Annotated in this window: 15 protein-coding genes and 1 pseudogene; 5 read left to right on the top strand and 11 right to left on the bottom strand. The window is 66.5% G+C overall.

What is annotated here, in order from left to right; translation table 11 throughout:
• The first annotated feature begins 263 nt into the window (after window positions 1–263).
• A complete protein-coding gene (locus AS181_RS11935) occupies window positions 264–1,058 on the top strand; it encodes an IclR family transcriptional regulator (RefSeq protein ID WP_058251815.1) in 795 nt (264 codons plus the stop codon).
• A 15-nt stretch (window positions 1,059–1,073) separates the two neighbouring features.
• On the opposite strand, the gene AS181_RS11930 is transcribed toward AS181_RS11935, so the two are convergent.
• The 4 genes from AS181_RS11930 to AS181_RS11915 are packed head-to-tail and all read right to left on the bottom strand — an operon-like array spanning window position 1,074 to window position 4,941.
• Window positions 1,074–1,820: a succinate dehydrogenase/fumarate reductase iron-sulfur subunit gene (locus tag AS181_RS11930; protein WP_058251814.1), complete on the bottom strand. Its 747-nt coding sequence runs from the start codon at window positions 1,818–1,820 to the stop codon at window positions 1,074–1,076.
• Window position 1,821: 1 nt separating this feature from the next.
• Window positions 1,822–3,768, bottom strand: coding sequence for a fumarate reductase/succinate dehydrogenase flavoprotein subunit (locus tag AS181_RS11925; RefSeq protein WP_058251813.1), 1,947 nt, complete (start codon window positions 3,766–3,768; stop codon window positions 1,822–1,824).
• 58 nt (window positions 3,769–3,826) lie between these two features.
• Window positions 3,827–4,651, bottom strand: coding sequence for a hypothetical protein (locus tag AS181_RS11920; RefSeq protein WP_058251812.1), 825 nt, complete (start codon window positions 4,649–4,651; stop codon window positions 3,827–3,829).
• Window positions 4,648–4,941 (bottom strand): hypothetical protein, encoded by a 294-nt coding sequence (locus AS181_RS11915; protein ID WP_058251811.1) that lies wholly within the window; start codon window positions 4,939–4,941, stop codon window positions 4,648–4,650. Before AS181_RS11915 ends, AS181_RS11920 begins: the two co-directional genes overlap by 4 nt.
• Window positions 4,942–5,047: 106 nt before the next feature.
• Here AS181_RS11915 and AS181_RS11910 point away from each other — a divergent pair, with 106 nt between their 5' ends.
• Window positions 5,048–5,722 (top strand): DUF1345 domain-containing protein, encoded by a 675-nt coding sequence (locus AS181_RS11910; protein ID WP_058251810.1) that lies wholly within the window; start codon window positions 5,048–5,050, stop codon window positions 5,720–5,722.
• Between the two features lie 86 nt (window positions 5,723–5,808).
• Window positions 5,809–6,575 (top strand): annotated as a pseudogene (locus tag AS181_RS11905) (pirin family protein).
• Window positions 6,576–6,655: 80 nt separating this feature from the next.
• On the opposite strand, the gene AS181_RS11900 reads toward AS181_RS11905, so the two are convergent.
• Entirely contained in the window at window positions 6,656–7,255 is a 600-nt protein-coding gene (locus AS181_RS11900) for a TetR/AcrR family transcriptional regulator (RefSeq protein WP_058251809.1), read from the bottom strand.
• Between the two features lie 84 nt (window positions 7,256–7,339).
• On the opposite strand from AS181_RS11900, the gene AS181_RS11895 reads away from it, so the two are divergent.
• Together AS181_RS11895 and aqpZ are read left to right on the top strand one after the other, a co-directional pair.
• Entirely contained in the window at window positions 7,340–8,206 is an 867-nt protein-coding gene (locus tag AS181_RS11895) for an alpha/beta fold hydrolase (RefSeq protein WP_058251808.1), read from the top strand.
• A gap of 147 nt (window positions 8,207–8,353) precedes the next feature.
• Window positions 8,354–9,133, top strand: a complete 780-nt coding sequence (aqpZ, locus tag AS181_RS11890; protein WP_058251807.1) for an aquaporin Z — start codon at window positions 8,354–8,356, stop codon at window positions 9,131–9,133.
• Window positions 9,134–9,462: 329 nt separating this feature from the next.
• On the opposite strand, the gene AS181_RS11885 is transcribed toward aqpZ, so the two are convergent.
• Genes AS181_RS11885 through AS181_RS11860 form a run of 6 tightly spaced genes read right to left on the bottom strand, consistent with a single transcriptional unit; the run spans window position 9,463 to window position 15,677 of the window.
• Entirely contained in the window at window positions 9,463–10,440 is a 978-nt protein-coding gene (locus AS181_RS11885; RefSeq protein ID WP_249146300.1) for a 2-hydroxyacid dehydrogenase, read from the bottom strand.
• A gap of 28 nt (window positions 10,441–10,468) precedes the next feature.
• On the bottom strand, window positions 10,469–11,821 hold the full coding sequence (locus AS181_RS11880) for an enolase C-terminal domain-like protein (protein ID WP_058251805.1): 1,353 nt from the start codon (window positions 11,819–11,821) through the stop codon (window positions 10,469–10,471).
• Between the two features lie 21 nt (window positions 11,822–11,842).
• The gene (locus AS181_RS11875) at window positions 11,843–12,562 is read right to left on the bottom strand and encodes a sulfite exporter TauE/SafE family protein (RefSeq protein ID WP_078113209.1); all 720 of its coding nucleotides are present in this window, start codon (window positions 12,560–12,562) and stop codon (window positions 11,843–11,845) included.
• A gap of 31 nt (window positions 12,563–12,593) precedes the next feature.
• Window positions 12,594–13,670 (bottom strand): ABC transporter ATP-binding protein, encoded by a 1,077-nt coding sequence (locus AS181_RS11870; RefSeq protein WP_082652920.1) that lies wholly within the window; start codon window positions 13,668–13,670, stop codon window positions 12,594–12,596.
• Window positions 13,663–14,682, bottom strand: a complete 1,020-nt coding sequence (locus AS181_RS11865; RefSeq protein WP_058251804.1) for an ABC transporter ATP-binding protein — start codon at window positions 14,680–14,682, stop codon at window positions 13,663–13,665. Before AS181_RS11865 ends, AS181_RS11870 begins: the two co-directional genes overlap by 8 nt.
• Window positions 14,679–15,677 (bottom strand): ABC transporter permease, encoded by a 999-nt coding sequence (locus AS181_RS11860; RefSeq protein ID WP_058251803.1) that lies wholly within the window; start codon window positions 15,675–15,677, stop codon window positions 14,679–14,681. Before AS181_RS11860 ends, AS181_RS11865 begins: the two co-directional genes overlap by 4 nt.
• Between the last annotated feature and the right edge of the window lies 1 nt (window position 15,678).

The raw sequence follows: 15,678 nt of genomic DNA, 5'->3' as shown, positions 1-15,678 counted from the left end.
GCGGCCAAGATCACCAGAGCGTCGGGAGAATCCGTGTCGTTTACGAGGACCTCCGAGCCTTGACTCGGTGTCCGGAATCCGGATATCGTGTGCGCCATACGGAACGATTGCACGGCTAAGTGTTTGTGTCAACCATCACATCATGGTCCACATGTGTCTCATGGCTCGGAAGAGTCGTTCCGACCAGGAGCCCCAGATGCGATACCCGCCACCACAAGAACCGAATTGATCAGTCCCACATAACCATTCGCGAGGAGATCAGCATGACAACACAGCGCGACCGGTCGGCCGAGATCGACCCGAAGAATCACATCGCGTCCATCATCAAGGCGGTCGATGTCCTCGAGGCCTTCAAAGGTGACCGTGCCGAGCTGTCGCTGGCGGATCTGATGAAGAAGTGCGGGTACAGCCGAACGACGATGTATCGAATCCTCAGCACCCTGGAAGTCGCTGGCTGGATCGAACGAACCCGATCCGCGGATTACCGACTTACCCTCCGCGTCTTCGAACTCGCATCGGCGGTCCTGGGCAGCTTCGACCTACGAACCGAGGCCAGCCATGTGATGTCGGAACTGGCGGCGCGGTTCGACGAGCACGTGTACCTCCTCGTCCCGGATGGTGCCCGTGCCGTGTGCCTCGACATGATCGAGAGCAGCCAGCCGATCCGGGTGATGGTCCTGACCGTCGGCCGCTCGCTGCCGCTGTACCTGGGCGGGGCACCCGTCGCGATGCTGGCCGAACTCGAGGACACCGCCCTACCCCAGGTGCTGGACTCAGGTCCGATGTTCACGCCGGCCGGTGACGAGATCACCGCGGAGGAACTGCGCGACCGGCTCGACGAGACCCGCCGGCGGGGCTACTCGATCAGCGTCGGGGACGTGACGCCCGGTGTCGCCGCCCTGGGTGCCTGCATCCGCGACCGAAAAGGAAATGTGGTCGCGGCGTTGAGTATCGGCGGACTTTCCGCGGACATGTCGGACGAGCGTCAGGACGAGATGGCCGCCGCCCTCATGGAGGGTGCGCTCACCGTTTCGCGCCGCCTGGGGTACGCCGGCTGATCGTGACAGTGTCCCTCACCGTCGGAAGAGCTTGTTGCCCAACCACACCAGCGGGTCGTAGGTGCGGTCGACGACTCGCTCCTTCATGGGGATCAACGCGTTGTCGGTGATCTTGATCTGCTCGGGACAGACGTCGGTACAGCACTTGGTGATGTTGCAGAGGCCCAGTCCGTGCTCGGTGCGCGCCGAGTCGCGGCGTTCGGCCACGTCCAGGGGGTGCATGTCGAGTTCGGCGACGCGCATCAGGAAACGCGGCCCGGAGAAGTCCTGTTTGTTGTCCTCGTGATCGCGCACGACATGGCAGGTGTCCTGGCACAGGAAGCACTCGATGCACTTGCGGAACTCCTGCGAACGCTGCACGTCGACCTGCTTCATCCGGTACTCCCCCGGCGCCAGGCCAGGCGGCGGTGTGAACGATTGCACTTCACGGGCTTTGGCGTAGTTGAACGAGACATCGGTGACCAGGTCGCGGATCACCGGGAACGTGCGCATCGGGGTCACCGTCACGACCTCGTCCTCGGTGAACGTCGACATCCTGGTCATGCACAGCAGTTTGGGACGCCCGTTCACCTCCGCCGAACACGATCCGCACTTACCCGCCTTGCAGTTCCAGCGCACCGCGAGATCCGGGGCCTGCGTCGCCTGTAGGCGGTGGATGATGTCCAGCACCACCTCGCCCTCGTTGACGGTCACCGTGTAGTCCTCGAGACCGCCGGCGTCGGTGTCGCCGCGCCAGATCCGGAACTTCGCGTCGTATCCCATGTCAGTCCTCCGAATGCCCCTCGGCTCGCTCGCCACCGGCGCCGGGATGACCGGCTATCTCGGCCGCCGTGTAGTACTTCTCGATCTCGGGGAACTCGAACAGCTCCAGGAGGTCCGGCCGCATCGGCGTCTGTTCCGTACGCACGACGCTGACCTCCGGCACCGCGGCGTCGTCCCCGTCGAGGTCCGCGGTGCACACCAGCAGCGCATTGCGCCAGTTCGAGTCCATGGACGGATGGTCGTCGCGGGTGTGACCACCGCGGCTCTCGGTGCGCATGAGTGCGGCCTTCGCGACGCACTCGCAGACCAGCAGCATGTTGCGTAGGTCGACTGCGAGATGCCAGCCCGGATTGAACTGACGATGTCCCTCGACCTGCGTGCCGCCCAGGCGCTTTCGCAGGTCCGCGAGCACGCCGATCGCCTCCTGCATCTCGTCCTCTTTCCGGATGATCCCGACCAGATCGTTCATGGCCTGCTGGAGGTCGGTGTGCAGGGTGTAGGGGTTCTCCGGTTTGCCCTCGGCCGGCGAATCGAAGGGCGCAAGCACGGACGCCGCCGCCCGGTCGATGTCGTCGGCGGAGACCGCGGGACGGGTCGCCAGCGATTCGACGTACGCCGCCGCCCCGAGGCCGGCACGACGCCCGAAGACCAGCAGGTCCGACAACGAGTTGCCGCCCAACCGGTTCGAACCGTGCATCCCGCCGGAACACTCGCCGGCCGCGAACAGGCCCGGAACCCGTGACGCGGCCGTGTCCGGATCCACCTCGATCCCGCCCATCACGTAGTGACAGGTCGGCCCCACCTCCATCGGTTCGGCGGTGATGTCGACGTCGGCGAGTTCCTTGAACTGGTGGTGCATCGACGGCAGCCTGCGCATGATCTCCTCGGCGGGCATGCGGGACGCGATGTCGAGGTAGACGCCGCCGTGCTCGGTGCCGCGTCCGGCCTTGACCTCCTCGTTGATCGCCCGCGCGACCTCATCCCGCGGCAGCAGGTCCGGTGTTCGCCGGGCGCTGTCGTTGTCCGCCAGCCATTTGTCGGCTTCCTCTTCGGTCTCGGCGTACTGACCTTTGAAGACCGGTGGGATGTAATCGAACATGAAGCGCTTGCCCTCGGTGTTCTTGAGAACTCCACCGTCGCCGCGAACGCCCTCGGTCACGAGGATGCCCTTGACGCTGGGCGGCCACACCATCCCGGTCGGATGGAACTGGACGAACTCCATGTTGATCAGGCTCGCGCCGGCTCGCAGTGCCAAAGCGTGCCCGTCGCCGGTGTATTCCCACGAATTCGACGTCACCTTGAACGACTTGCCGATCCCGCCGGTGGCGACGACCACCGCGGGCGCCTCGAACACGATGAAGCGGCCGGACTCGCGCCAATACCCGAACGCACCGGCGATCGCGTCGCCGTCCTTCAGCAGTTCGGTGATCGTGCATTCGGCGAACACCTTGATGCGCGACTCGTAGTCACCGGTGGCGGCGTAGTCCTCCTGCTGCAGCGAGACGATCTTCTGTTGCATCGTCCGGATGAGCTCCAGCCCGGTGCGGTCGCCGACATGAGCGAGTCGAGGATAGGTGTGGCCGCCGAAGTTGCGCTGCGAAATCCGCCCGTCCGCGGTTCGATCGAACAGGGCGCCATAGGTTTCGAGTTCCCAGACGCGATCCGGGGCCTCCTTGGCGTGCAACTCGGCCATGCGCCAGTTGTTCAGGAATTTGCCGCCCCGCATCGTGTCCTGGAAGTGCGTCTGCCAGTTGTCTTTCGAGTTGGCGTTGCCCATCGAGGCGGCACATCCGCCTTCGGCCATGACCGTGTGGGCCTTGCCGAACAGCGACTTGCACACCACGGCCACCGAGTAGCCGCGCTCGCGGGCCTCGATGACCGCCCGCAACCCGGCACCGCCCGCACCGATGACAACGACGTCGTACTCGTAGCGTTCCGGCTCGGTCATCTATCGGGACTCCCAACGTTGAGAACGGCTGCACCACAGGCGTTGTGTTGTCACTCGGTCAACCCACGAACCTCAGGTCCGAGATGGTGTTGCTGGCGACCAGCATGATGTAGAAGTCGGTGAGCACCAAAGTCCCGAGCGTGATCCAGGCGAATTGCATATGCCGGGTGTTGAGCTTGGACACCTGACTCCAGACCCAGTACCGCACCGGATGTTTCGAGAAGTGCTTGAGCCGGCCGCCGGTCACGTGGCGACACGAGTGGCACGACACCGTGTAGGTCCACAGCAGGAGCACGTTCACGACGAGGATGACGTTGCCCAGCCCGAAGCCGAAACCGCCGCCTTTACCGTGGAAGGCGACGATCGCGTCGTAGGTGTTGATCACCGAGATGATCACGGCCACGTAGAAGAAGTACCGGTGCGAATTCTGGATGATGAGCGGCAGTCGCGTCTCGCCGGTGTACCGACTGTGGGGTTCGGCGACGGCGCAGGCAGGCGGCGACAGCCAGACCGACCGGTAATAGGCCTTGCGGTAGTAGTAGCAGGTCAGTCGGAACCCGAGCAGGAACGGCAGGGAGAGGAAAGCCAGCGGAATCCACACCGGGAGTTCGGGGAAGGGGGTACCGAAATGACTCGCTCCGGGCACGCACGACTCGCTGAGGCACGGCGAATAGAACGGCGAGAGGTAGTGATAGTCCGCGGCGTAATAGGCGGTGCGCACGAAAGACCGGATCGTCGCGTAGATGACGAAGGCCGCGAGACCCACGACTGTCAGCAGCGGCGACAGCCACCACCTGTCCTGGCGGAGAGTTCGGGCCAGGATTCGCGCGCGGCCCGGAGAGAAGACCCCGACTGTGTCCCGCTCAGTCGCGGGGGCGCTCACTTCGTGCGCTCACGCGAATGAAAGCCCAGCCCTTCGTCTTGCGCACCCAGCCAGGCCGACTCGTCCGACTTGCAGTCAGGCACATAGATAACCTGGTCTCGCCCGACTTTCGTCTGCAGCAGCGGTGGCGGTGCGTGCTCGAAGTCGTGAAGGTCGATCTCCAGCCGATCCAGATCGTTGGACATTCGCCGAACCGCGTCTACATCGCCGTACTGCGTCTGCAGCGTGGTCATGTGATGCCGTAGCGCACCTATACTGCGATGCAGCTCCTTCATCTCGGTCGATATCATGGCACATCCCTTCCTGCCTATGTGATGAAGAACACAGTACCGGCCGGGCCCGCCGAGTCAACGATGTTGGCGGAACGTGTCGGCTCCCCCGACCGGAGGCCGCCAGATGAACGACGACGACCACGTTCCCGCGGAGAACCTGTCGCGCGCCGAGCAGCGATGGACCGCATCGGCGTTCGTACTGGTCGCGATGGCGATCCCGTTCCTCCTGCCCGCGCGCTACGCCGCCGGTACCGCCTGGCTGCTCCCCGCGATCGAGGGGATGGTGCTGCTGACACTCATCGTGGTGGACCCGGGCCGCATCGACCGGCCCGGCCGGTGGGTCCGCGGCCTCTCCGTCGGGCTGGTCGTCGCCATCGCCGCAGGTGCGGCGTGGGGAGCGGGACGACTCGTGTGGGACCTGCTGCACGGAGATCCGCAGACCGCGGCGGCGAACCAGTTGCTGGTCGCCGGGGCTCTCGTCTGGCTGCAGACCGTCATCGCGTTCGCATTCCTCTACTGGGAGCTCGACGGCGGCGGTCCGGTGAACCGGCACCTGCGTCCGGCCGCATACCCGGACCTCGCCTTTCCGCAACACCTCGAGCCACGGCTGGCACCATCGGGATGGCGGCCGGTGTTCTTCGACTACCTCTATCTGGCCCTGACCAACGCGACTGCCTTCAGCCCCACCGACGTGATGCCGCTGTCGCGTCGTGCGAAGCTGGCGATGGCGTCACAGTCGCTGTTGTCGATCGTCATCCTCAGCCTGGTGGTGGCCAACGCGGTCAACCTCCTCGATTGACGACCGCGGCACGCTCGCACACTGGAATAGGGTCGGCGACATGACGGTTGTGCCGGCGGGGTCCGGAGGACCAGATCGGAGTCACGATGAGCGAGCCATCTATCGGAACCGTGCCGTCGCGGCAGGTCATCCCGGGTACCGAGCGGCACATCTTCCGAAGCGAGTGGCTCGATTCCCGCCAGTCCTTCCCCGTCACGGGCAACTTCGATCTCGCGGCGAACGCCCACGGAGTCCTGCTGGTGCACAACGACGATCGCGTCGACGCCGGTGAAGGTTTCGACGCCCACTTCCACCGGGACGCCGAAATCGTCACGTGGGTACTCGAAGGTGCTGTCACTCATCGTGATTCGTTCGGCAACACCGGCGTGATCACGCCGGGCGTCGCGCAGCGGATGAGCGCGGGCCGCGGGATCACCCACACCGAGGCGAATGCTTCACGGCGCAGCGAGAACCGGGACCTGCGCGTCGTGCAGATGTGGGTGGCGCCCGAGCACGGCGGAGGTGAACCCGGCTACGCCGAACGCGACTTCAGCGCCGATCTCGCGACCGGCGGGCTGGTCACGGTGGTCTCCGGCAGGCCCGAACACGCGGGCACGGATGCGATCTCGATCGGCAACCCGTTCGCGGCGCTGCACGTGGCCCGGATCGGTTCCGGACAGTCGGTCGCCCTTCCCCCGGCACCGTACGGACATTTCTACGTTGCCAAGGCGGTGTCGAGCTGGACGACGGCATCCGACTCGTCGAGGGCGACGCGCTGCGCACCATCGATGAGGGCGCGGTCAGTGTCACCGCGACGTCAGAGGCCGAGATCCTGTTCTGGGAGATGCACACGACGTTCAACCGTGACCTCTGACCACCCGTCGGGCCGAACTGGACGCGGAAAGGAAGCCCAACATTCGTCAACCGGCGATGACGGCGACTGCGAATGCGAGGTCACCCGACGATGGCGCCCCGGAGGTACTGGTCCAGAATGCGCCGGATGTCGACTGCCGGGTTGATGGCGGTGCGGTAGAACACTAGTGAATCCGTGATCGCGAGCAGATCTTCGACCTCGATGCCCGAATTCGGCAGGCCGGCACCGGCGAGCGAACGCGTCGCCACCAGTCGTGCCACGTCCTCGACGTCGGACCGACCGGTCAACCTTCGGCGAATGGCGGGCAGATCGTCGAGTTCGAGGATGAGCGCGTAACGGGCGCGCATGTCGTCGTGTCTGGCAGCGAGGGTGTCGACCAATTCCGACAGCGATCCGGCCAGTTCGTCGACCGGAACCCGTCCGTCGTGGTCGACCCCTTCATCTGTCATCACCAATGCCTCGGTGTCGATCCGGGTGCGGGCCGCCAGTGCGTCGACGATGAGCTCGATCAGCGCGATCCGGGTCCTCGCATGGTAGGAGGTCGACCCCAGCGGCAACCGCGCCTCCCGATCGACAGCCCGATGGGTGAGTGCGCGGACACCGTCGCGGGCGATGATTCGGATGCCGGCATCGGCGATGACATCCCGACGCCCGCCTCCACTGGTCGAATCCGCAGACATGCGCGAGATACTACAGATGTAGCGGATCGTCCCGTAGTCTCTACATGTGTAGAGCCCGATGCATCGCGGTGGACGGAGACGCCAGTGGAAATCGATTTCGTACCCGACCCAACGCTGTATCCCTTCGAGTCACGATGGTTCGAATCGTCGGTCGGACGGCTTCATTACATCGACGAAGGCGTCGGGCGACCTGTCCTGATGTGTCACGGCTCCCCCACCTGGAGCTTCCTCTACCGGCACATCGTGACCGGGCTGCGCGATCGTTTTCGCTGCGTCGCCCTGGACCTCCCCGGCTTCGGGCTGTCCACTCGCCCCGACGGGTTCGGCTACACCATCGCCGAGCTGACGGTTGTCCTCGGCGAGCTGATCGACCACCTCTCCTTGGACGACTTCGTCCTGGTGGGTCACGACTGGGGTGGACCCATCGGACTCGGTGCGGCAGTCCCCCGCGCCGAACGCGTGGGCGGGATCGTTCTCGCGAACACCGCGTTCTGGCCGATCGATCTGCTACCGAATCGATTGTTCAGCGCGGTCATGAGCAGTCGTCCGTTGCGACAGTGCATCCTCGAACAGAATCTGCTCATCGAAGGCGTACTGCTCGGCAGGTTCGGGCCGGACTTGACCAACGCGGAGGCCGAGCACTATCGGCGGGTGCAACCGAGTCCCGACGCCCGATATGGACTCTCGGTCATGCCCGGCGAGATCCGCTCGGCGAGACCACTCCTCGAGCAGTTGGCCGCGGATGTCCCGCTCCGTCTGGGCGATAGGCCGGCACTCGCCGTATGGGGGATGGGGGACATCGTTTTCCGGCCGCGACGCTGCATCCCCAAGATTCGCGCGGCCTTCTCCGACCTGGAGGTCGTCGAGCTCCCGGACGCCAAGCACTTCGTGTCCGAAGACGCTCCCGAGACGATGAGCGCGGCAATCGCCGCGCGATTCCGCGATCGGTGACGAGCTTCGACGACCAATTCTTCGTTGAACTGCACACGATTTGCCATACTGCTGCCAGTTTCCGGCGGCACGGCTACTGTGTGAGCCACTCGAAGGGCGAGGCACTTCGCGCGCCTCGCCGGCCAGGTCGCCAGCGAAAGGACGTTCATGCCTTCCCCGTCGCCCGCAGCACGACTCGCGGCTGAGTTCTTCGGAACATTCTGGTTGGTCTTCGGCGGATGCGGCAGCGCGATCTACGCCGCCAAGCAGATCGCCCAGTCCGAGGACGGCCAGGACACCTTCCAGGTCGGAATCGGGTTCCTAGGTGTCTCTCTGGCTTTCGGTCTCACCGTGGTGACGATGGCCTACGCGGTGGGGCACGTCTCCGGCGCACACTTCAATCCCGCGATCACGCTGGGTGCCGCCGTCAGCGGCCGGCTCTCCTGGAAAGAGCTGCCCACCTATTGGGTCGCGCAGGTCGTGGGTGGTCTGTTGGCCGGCCTCATGCTCTTCCTCATCGCCAAGGGCCAACCCGGGTTCACGGCTGAGGGCAACATGGCCGCCAACGGATTCGGCGAACACTCCCCCAGCAACTACTCCCTCACCGCGGTCCTCATCGCGGAGATCCTGCTGACGGCGTTCTTCCTCATCGTGGTCCTCGGCGCGACCGACGGACGCGCTCCCGCGGGCTTCGGCCCGCTCGCCATCGGACTGTGCCTCACGCTCATCCACCTGATTTCGATCCCGATCAGCAACACATCGGTCAATCCGGCGCGCTCGACGGCGGTCGCCTTCTTCAACGGCAACGGCGCACCCGGACAGCTGTGGGCTTTCTGGCTGGCGCCGCTGATCGGCGGACTGATCGGCGGTCTCCTCTACCCGCTGCTGTTCCAGAACGGGAAGCGCGCGGCAGCCGAACCAACACGGACCGAGACCGCCGACGCCTGATCGTGGCGATGGGCCGGTTCGAGGACGCCCCTGCCGTGCGACTGATGAACCCGAATGCTCGGAGCGGGCCCAACTACTGCTCCCTGAGGAGGCCGGAGCTTGCGGAGGCCGTCACGAAGGGTCCTGGTGAGTCGGGTTGCGAAGACCCTTCGTGACGCGCCCTCCGCAAGCCCGGGCGCTCCTCAGGGAGCAGGGGGCAGGGCGTCCTTTCGGATCAGGGAGCAGGGGCCGGTCGTCGACCTCGACGCGCTCCTTCGTCGCTCGCTCGGCCCGGCGGCTTGCGCTCCTCACACCTCAGGGAGCGAAGGGAGGCCCGGCAGGCCTCGGATTCAGGACGGCGCGACCACCCGCAGGACCTCTCGCCCCGAGTGCAGCCGGGCGATGTTGTCGGTGATGTCGCGCACCCGCCCGACGAACGTGTCACGGGTGACCCCCGAGATGTGCGGGGTCATCAGCACGTTGGGCAATTCGCCGAACGGCAGGCCCGACGGGTCCGCTCGATCGCTGCCCGTCGGATAGCGGTACCAGACGTCGAGCGCTGCTCCGCCGATCAAGCCGTCCCGGAGGGACTCGTACAGATCCTGCTCGACGACGAGCGGGCCGCGGCCCACGTTGACCAGCACACCCCCGGGCCCGAGCCGCCGCAGGTGGCCGGCGTCGATCATCCCGGTGGTACTCGCGGTCAGCGGCGCGGAGACCACCACGACATCGGATTCGACCATCAGACGACCGAGATCAGTGGTGTCGCCGTACCATTCGAGCCCGGTGTCGTCGACGACCCGGCCGGACCCGGTCACCGCACAGGCCCGCGCGCCGAAGGCACCCATCAAGTCCGCGGTTCGTCGACCGATGTGGCCGAAACCCACGTAGCCGATCATCGCGCCACGCAGCGTCCGCGGCTGTTCCACCCCGTCGCGGTACACCGCCGAGGCCCACAGCCCCTGCCGTAGCGCGGCGTCCTGGCCGAGGAGACCTCGGCGCACCGTGACCACCGCGGCGGCGATGTACTCGGCGATCGAATCCTCGTGGTGAAAGGTGTTGGCCACCTCGGTGTTCGCCGCGAGGTCACCGAAACTGACCTTGTCGGTGCCGGCGCCACCGGTCAGCACCAGCCGCAGACCGGATCCCGCGCGAGCCATCGCCGGGGTCACCCGACCGCCGACGTAGACGTCGGCGTCGGCCAGATCGGCCACGAGCGCAGCCTCGTCGAAGGCCGCGTGCCAGGACGTGTTCACATCGGCGGGCAACAGGCTCTCGAACAGCTCGCGGTGCGGCACGAAGTTCCGTTCACCCACCACGACTTTCAGGTCGTCGCCGCGCGTATCCGCCACGACCTCAGCTCCGCACGAGCGCGGGTCGTTTGCTGTCGAACGTCCAGTCCGGGATGAGGAACTGCATCCCGATCGCGTCGTCCCGCGCCCCGAGCCCTTCGGTGCGGTACAGCTGATGAGCGGCTTCCACCTGCTCCATGTCGACTTCGACGCCGAGACCCGGCCGGTCGGGAACCGTGAGGTGACCGTCGACGATCTCGTACGGCTCGGTGGTGAGACGTTGTCCGTCCTGCCAGATCCAGTGCGTGTCGATCGCGGTGATCTCGCCCGGCGCAGCGGCCGCGACGTGCGTGAACATGGCCAGTGACACGTCGAAGTGGTTGTTGGAATGCGATCCCCAGGTGAGCCCCCAGGCATCACACAGTTGCGCGACGCGCACCGAGCCGGCCATGGTCCAGAAGTGTGGGTCGGCCAGCGGGATGTCGACCGCATTCGTGCGGATCGTGTGCCCGAGCTCGCGCCAGTCGGTCGCGATCATGTTGGTCGCGGTCGGCAGCCCGGTCGCGCGCTTGAATTCGGCCATCACCTCACGGCCGGAGAACCGGCCCTCCGGTCCCACCGGGTCCTCGGCGTAGGCGACCACATCGCGCAAGCGTCCGCCGATCCGGATCGCCTCCTCGAGCAACCAGCCGCCGTTGGGATCGAGCGTCACCCGGGCCGTCGGGAAGCGTTCCGCCAGCGCGGTGACGACGTCGGCCTCCTCGTCGGGCGACAGAACCCCGCCCTTCAGCTTGAAATCGGCGAAGCCGTACCGCTTCTGGGCCGCCTCGGCGAGTGCGACGACACCGTCGGCATCAAGGGCCTCCTGATGACGCAAACGCATCCAGTCATCGGTCTCGCCGGCACCGTCGGCGTAGTCCAGCGTTGTCCTGGTGCGATCCCCCACGAAGAACAGATAACCGAGCGCAGCAACGCGATCACGCTGCTGTCCCTCGCCGAGCAGCGCCGCCACCGGCACACGGAGGTGCTGGCCGAGGAGATCCAACAGTGCCGATTCGACGGCGGTCACCGCGTGGATCGTGATGCGTTGGTCGAAAGTCTGATCCCCGCGGCCACCACGGTCACGATCGGCGAACGTACGCCGGATGTCCTGCAGGACCGCGTTGTACTCGCCGATACCGCGACCTTCGACGATCGGTCGCGCATCGTCGAGCGTGGTGCGGATCGGTTCGCCGCCCGGGACCTCACCGACCCCCTGGTTGCCTTCGGAGTCGGTCAGCACGACCAGGTTCCGGGTGAAGAACGGGGCGTGTGCGCCGGACAGGTTGAGCAGCATGCTGTCTCGTCCCGCGACGGGGATCACCCGCATCTCGGTGACCACCGGAGTCGTCGTGGACGTCGATGTGGCTGTCGTCATGGTGAGGTCCTTTCAGAAGTGTCAGAAGAAGATCTGCTGGCCGATGAGCAGTGCCGCGCCGACGGCCGACACCGTGATCGACACGGTGCGGAGCCGATCCCGGTCGAGTACCCGGTTGACGGCGCGGGAGGCGATGAAGCCGAGGACGACGACCGGTGTCAGGGCGAGGAACGCCCAGAGGATCTCGGCGCTCACGCTGCCGGTCGCGGCGAGCGCGGCCATCGACATCAGGCTGCCGACGAGGAAGAACGCACTCATGTTGCTACGCACGTGCGCGTTCTCCTCGCCGGAGTACACCAGCGCCATCGGGGGGCCGCCGATCGACGTGGCCGTGCCGAGCAATCCGGAGGCCGCGCCCGCGGTGGCCAGGTTGCGACGTACCGGTGCCGGCCGCCAGCCGACGGAGGCGATCACGACACCGCCGAGCACGACCGCCGCCAACAGCAGTGACAAACCGCGGGTGGGCAACCAGACCAGCAGCAGGGCGCCGGCGACGGTCCCGGGGACCCGACCGGCCAGAGCCCACCCGGTACCGCGGAAGTCCAGGCTTCCCCGCTCGCGGATCACCACCAGCAGCGTGACTGTCGTCGCCGAAGCGATCAGCATGCCGGGAAGCAGTGTCGGCGCCACCAGGGCGACCACCGGCGCGGCGAGCATGCCCATCCCGAAACCGATGGATGCCTGCATGCAGGACGCGAGGAACACGGCCACCGCGATGGTCACGCATGCCACGACGCTCACGCCAGTACGGCCTTCGTACCGCCGGGCGTGTTCACGCCGCCGGGGCAGGCATGCCCAGGCCGACCCGTCCGCGGGGGTGATAGCACTCGGCGATGTGACCGGCCTCCTGCCGATCGGTGACGGCCGGCGGCAGCGCGGTCGCGCAGACGTCGGTGGCGTGTGCGCAGCGCGTCCGGAACCGGCAGCCCGACGGCGGATTGAGAGGCGAGGGCACCTCGCCGCTCAACAGGATTCGCGAGCGGCGGTTGTCGGCGTCGAGCGTCGGTGCCGCGGACATCAGCGCCTCGGTGTACGGGTGCGCAGGATGGTCGAACACGGCTTCGGTACTGCCTGTTTCGACGATCCGGCCCAGGTACATCACCGCGACCCGGTCGGCCACATGACGCACCACCGACAGATCGTGCGAGATGAAGATGTAGGAGATGTCGAGCTCCTGCTGGAGTTCGTTCAGCAGGTTCAGCACCTGCGCCTGTACCGAGAGGTCCAGCGCCGACACCGGCTCGTCGCAGATGATCACCTCGGGATCGAGCGCGAGCGCACGGGCGATTCCCAGGCGCTGGCGCTGACCGCCCGAGAACTCCTGCGGGCTGCGGTGTTCGTCGCTCGGCCGCAACCCGACGAGATGCAGCAGTTCACGGACGCGGGCGGCCCGGTCACGCTTGCGCGGGTACAGGTCCTTGTGGGTACGCCACGGCTCGCCGATGATCTCGGCCGCGGTCATCCGATTGTTCAGCGAGGCATACGGATCCTGAAAGACCATCTGCACCTTGCGGCGCAGGGCGAGCAGGTCCTTGCCCTTGAGCCGGTAGGGGTCGGTGCCGTCCCAGCGAACGGTGCCGGTGTCGGGCCGCTCGAGCATCATCAGCGTTCGGGCGAGAGTGGACTTGCCGCAGCCGGATTCGCCGACCAGACCGAGTGTCTCGCCGCGGCGGAGATCGAGATCGATCCCGTCGAGCGCCCGGAGTTGTTTGCGGCCGCCCTTGCCGGACACCGCGAAGGTCTTTCCGACGTCGCGTACTTCGAGGACCCGGCTCGAGTCGAGCGGGGCCGCGGCACCGCGCGCCTTGTCGAGGCCGGGCGTCTTGTCGAGGCTGGTCGTCTCAGGCATTGTCGATCTCCTCCGAGAAGTGGCAGGCAGCGGCCCGGTTGGTGCCGGTGGTCGTCAGCGTCGGCCGTTGCTGCACGCACTGCGCGCGGGCCAGCGGACACCGCGCCTGGTACACACAGCCAGTCGGGATCGAGTGCAGGTCGGGCGGCGTACCGCCGATCGACTTGAGATCGGCCCCCCGTTCGGCGCTGACGGGAACGGAATCGAGCAGTCCCTTGGTGTACGGATGCTTCGGACTGCCGAACACCTCGGCCACCGGTCCGGTCTCGACGACGTTGCCCGCGTACATGATCGCGACGCGGTCGGCCTGCTCGGCGACGAGCGCGAGGTCGTGGGTGATCAGGACGACCGCCATGTCGTGTTCGGCCCGGAGGCGCCCCAGCAGAGCCATGATCTGGGCCTGCACTGTCACGTCGAGAGCGGTGGTGGGTTCGTCGGCGAGCAGCACCTTGGGGCTCAACGCCACCGCCATCGCGATGAGCAGACGTTGCCGCATCCCACCGGAGAACTGGTGCGGGTAGGAGTCGACGCGCGACTCCGGTTCCGGGATGCCCACGTGCCGCATCAGTTCGATCGCCTCGAGGCGGGCCTTCTTCTTCGACATCCCGCGATGGATGCGGAACGGTTCGGCGAGCTGGGTCCCGACCGGGTACACCGGGTTGAGGGCGGTCAGCGCGTCCTGGAACACGATCGCGAGTTCGGTGCCGGCCATCTCGCGCCGCTTCGACGCGGGAGCGGAGACGAGGTCGACGGAGTCGAGGACGATCGATCCGTCCGAGACCGAGGCGATCGGGTCGAGCAACCCGACGAGCGCCTGTGCGGTCATCGACTTGCCACACCCGGATTCGCCGAGCAGGGCCAGGGTTTCGCCGCGGCGGGCCCGGAAGGAGACGTGGTCGACCGCCCGCACGGTACCGGTGGGCGTCCGCAGATCGACGGTCAGGTCGACGACGTCGAGTGCGACCCGGTCGTCGGTGCCGGCGTCGGGCCGGTCGAGGGCAGGAGCACTCATCGCAGCGCCTTTCGTGAGGAGAAGAACCGCTTGCGGGCGTTGGGGGTGGTCAGCCGCCACCGCTGGCCGGGATCGGTCGCGATGCGCGCCCACGCGGCCAGCATCGTGGCCGACACGGTTGTGATGACGATCGCCAGGCCCGGGAAGAACGACAGCCACCATGCGGTCTGCAGGTAGGTCCGGCCCTGCGACACCATCAGTCCCCAGCTGATGTCGGGCGGCTGGATTCCGATGCCGAGGAACGACAGGGACGACTCGGCGAGCATCACGTAACAGAAGTCGAGCGTGGCCACCGTAAGCAGCGTGGGCAGCAGGATCGGCAACACGTGCCCGCGGAGGATGGCGCCGCTACTCGCACCGAATGTCCGTGCCGCGTCGACGAACACGCGGCTCTGGAGCTCGGCCGACTCCGCGCGTGCGGTCCGCAGGTAGATCGGGATGCGGGTGATCGCCAGGACGGCGATGATGTTCGCGGCGCTCGGCGAGAACACGTACAGGATAACGACGGCGAGCAGCAGAGACGGGAAGCTCATGATGACGTCGGCGATGCGCATCGCGGTGGTCTCCCGCCAGCCGCGGTGATATCCCGCCCACATGCCGATCGCCGAGCCGACGACGCACGAGATGATCACCGCAGGAAGGGAGACCATGAGCGTGGTCTGACAGGCGACGATGAGCCGGGCAAGCATGCTGCGCCCGAGCGGGTCGGTGCCCAGGACGTTCATCCACCCGGTGTCGAGGTTGAACGGCGGGAGATTCGACTCGTCGAGATTCTGGTCGGTCGCGGCGTCGCCGACGAGCCATGGACCGAAGATCGCGGTCAGCAGGATGAACGCAAGGATACCGGCCGCGACGGTCGCGAACTTGTCACGGAACAGCAACCGCCACAGCGGCATCTGACCGGCGGGCACCTTCTTGGTGGCGACGGAGTCGCCGGTGATGTCGGTCGAGGCGACGGGACTCGTCGTGTCGACGGGATCGGTGACTATGGACATG

Source organism: Gordonia sp. SGD-V-85 (assembly GCF_001456905.1).
GTDB classification, from domain to species: domain Bacteria; phylum Actinomycetota; class Actinomycetes; order Mycobacteriales; family Mycobacteriaceae; genus Gordonia; species Gordonia hongkongensis.
The sequence above is the reverse complement of the archived record's forward strand: the minus strand, read 5'-3'. Positions and strand labels throughout refer to the sequence as shown.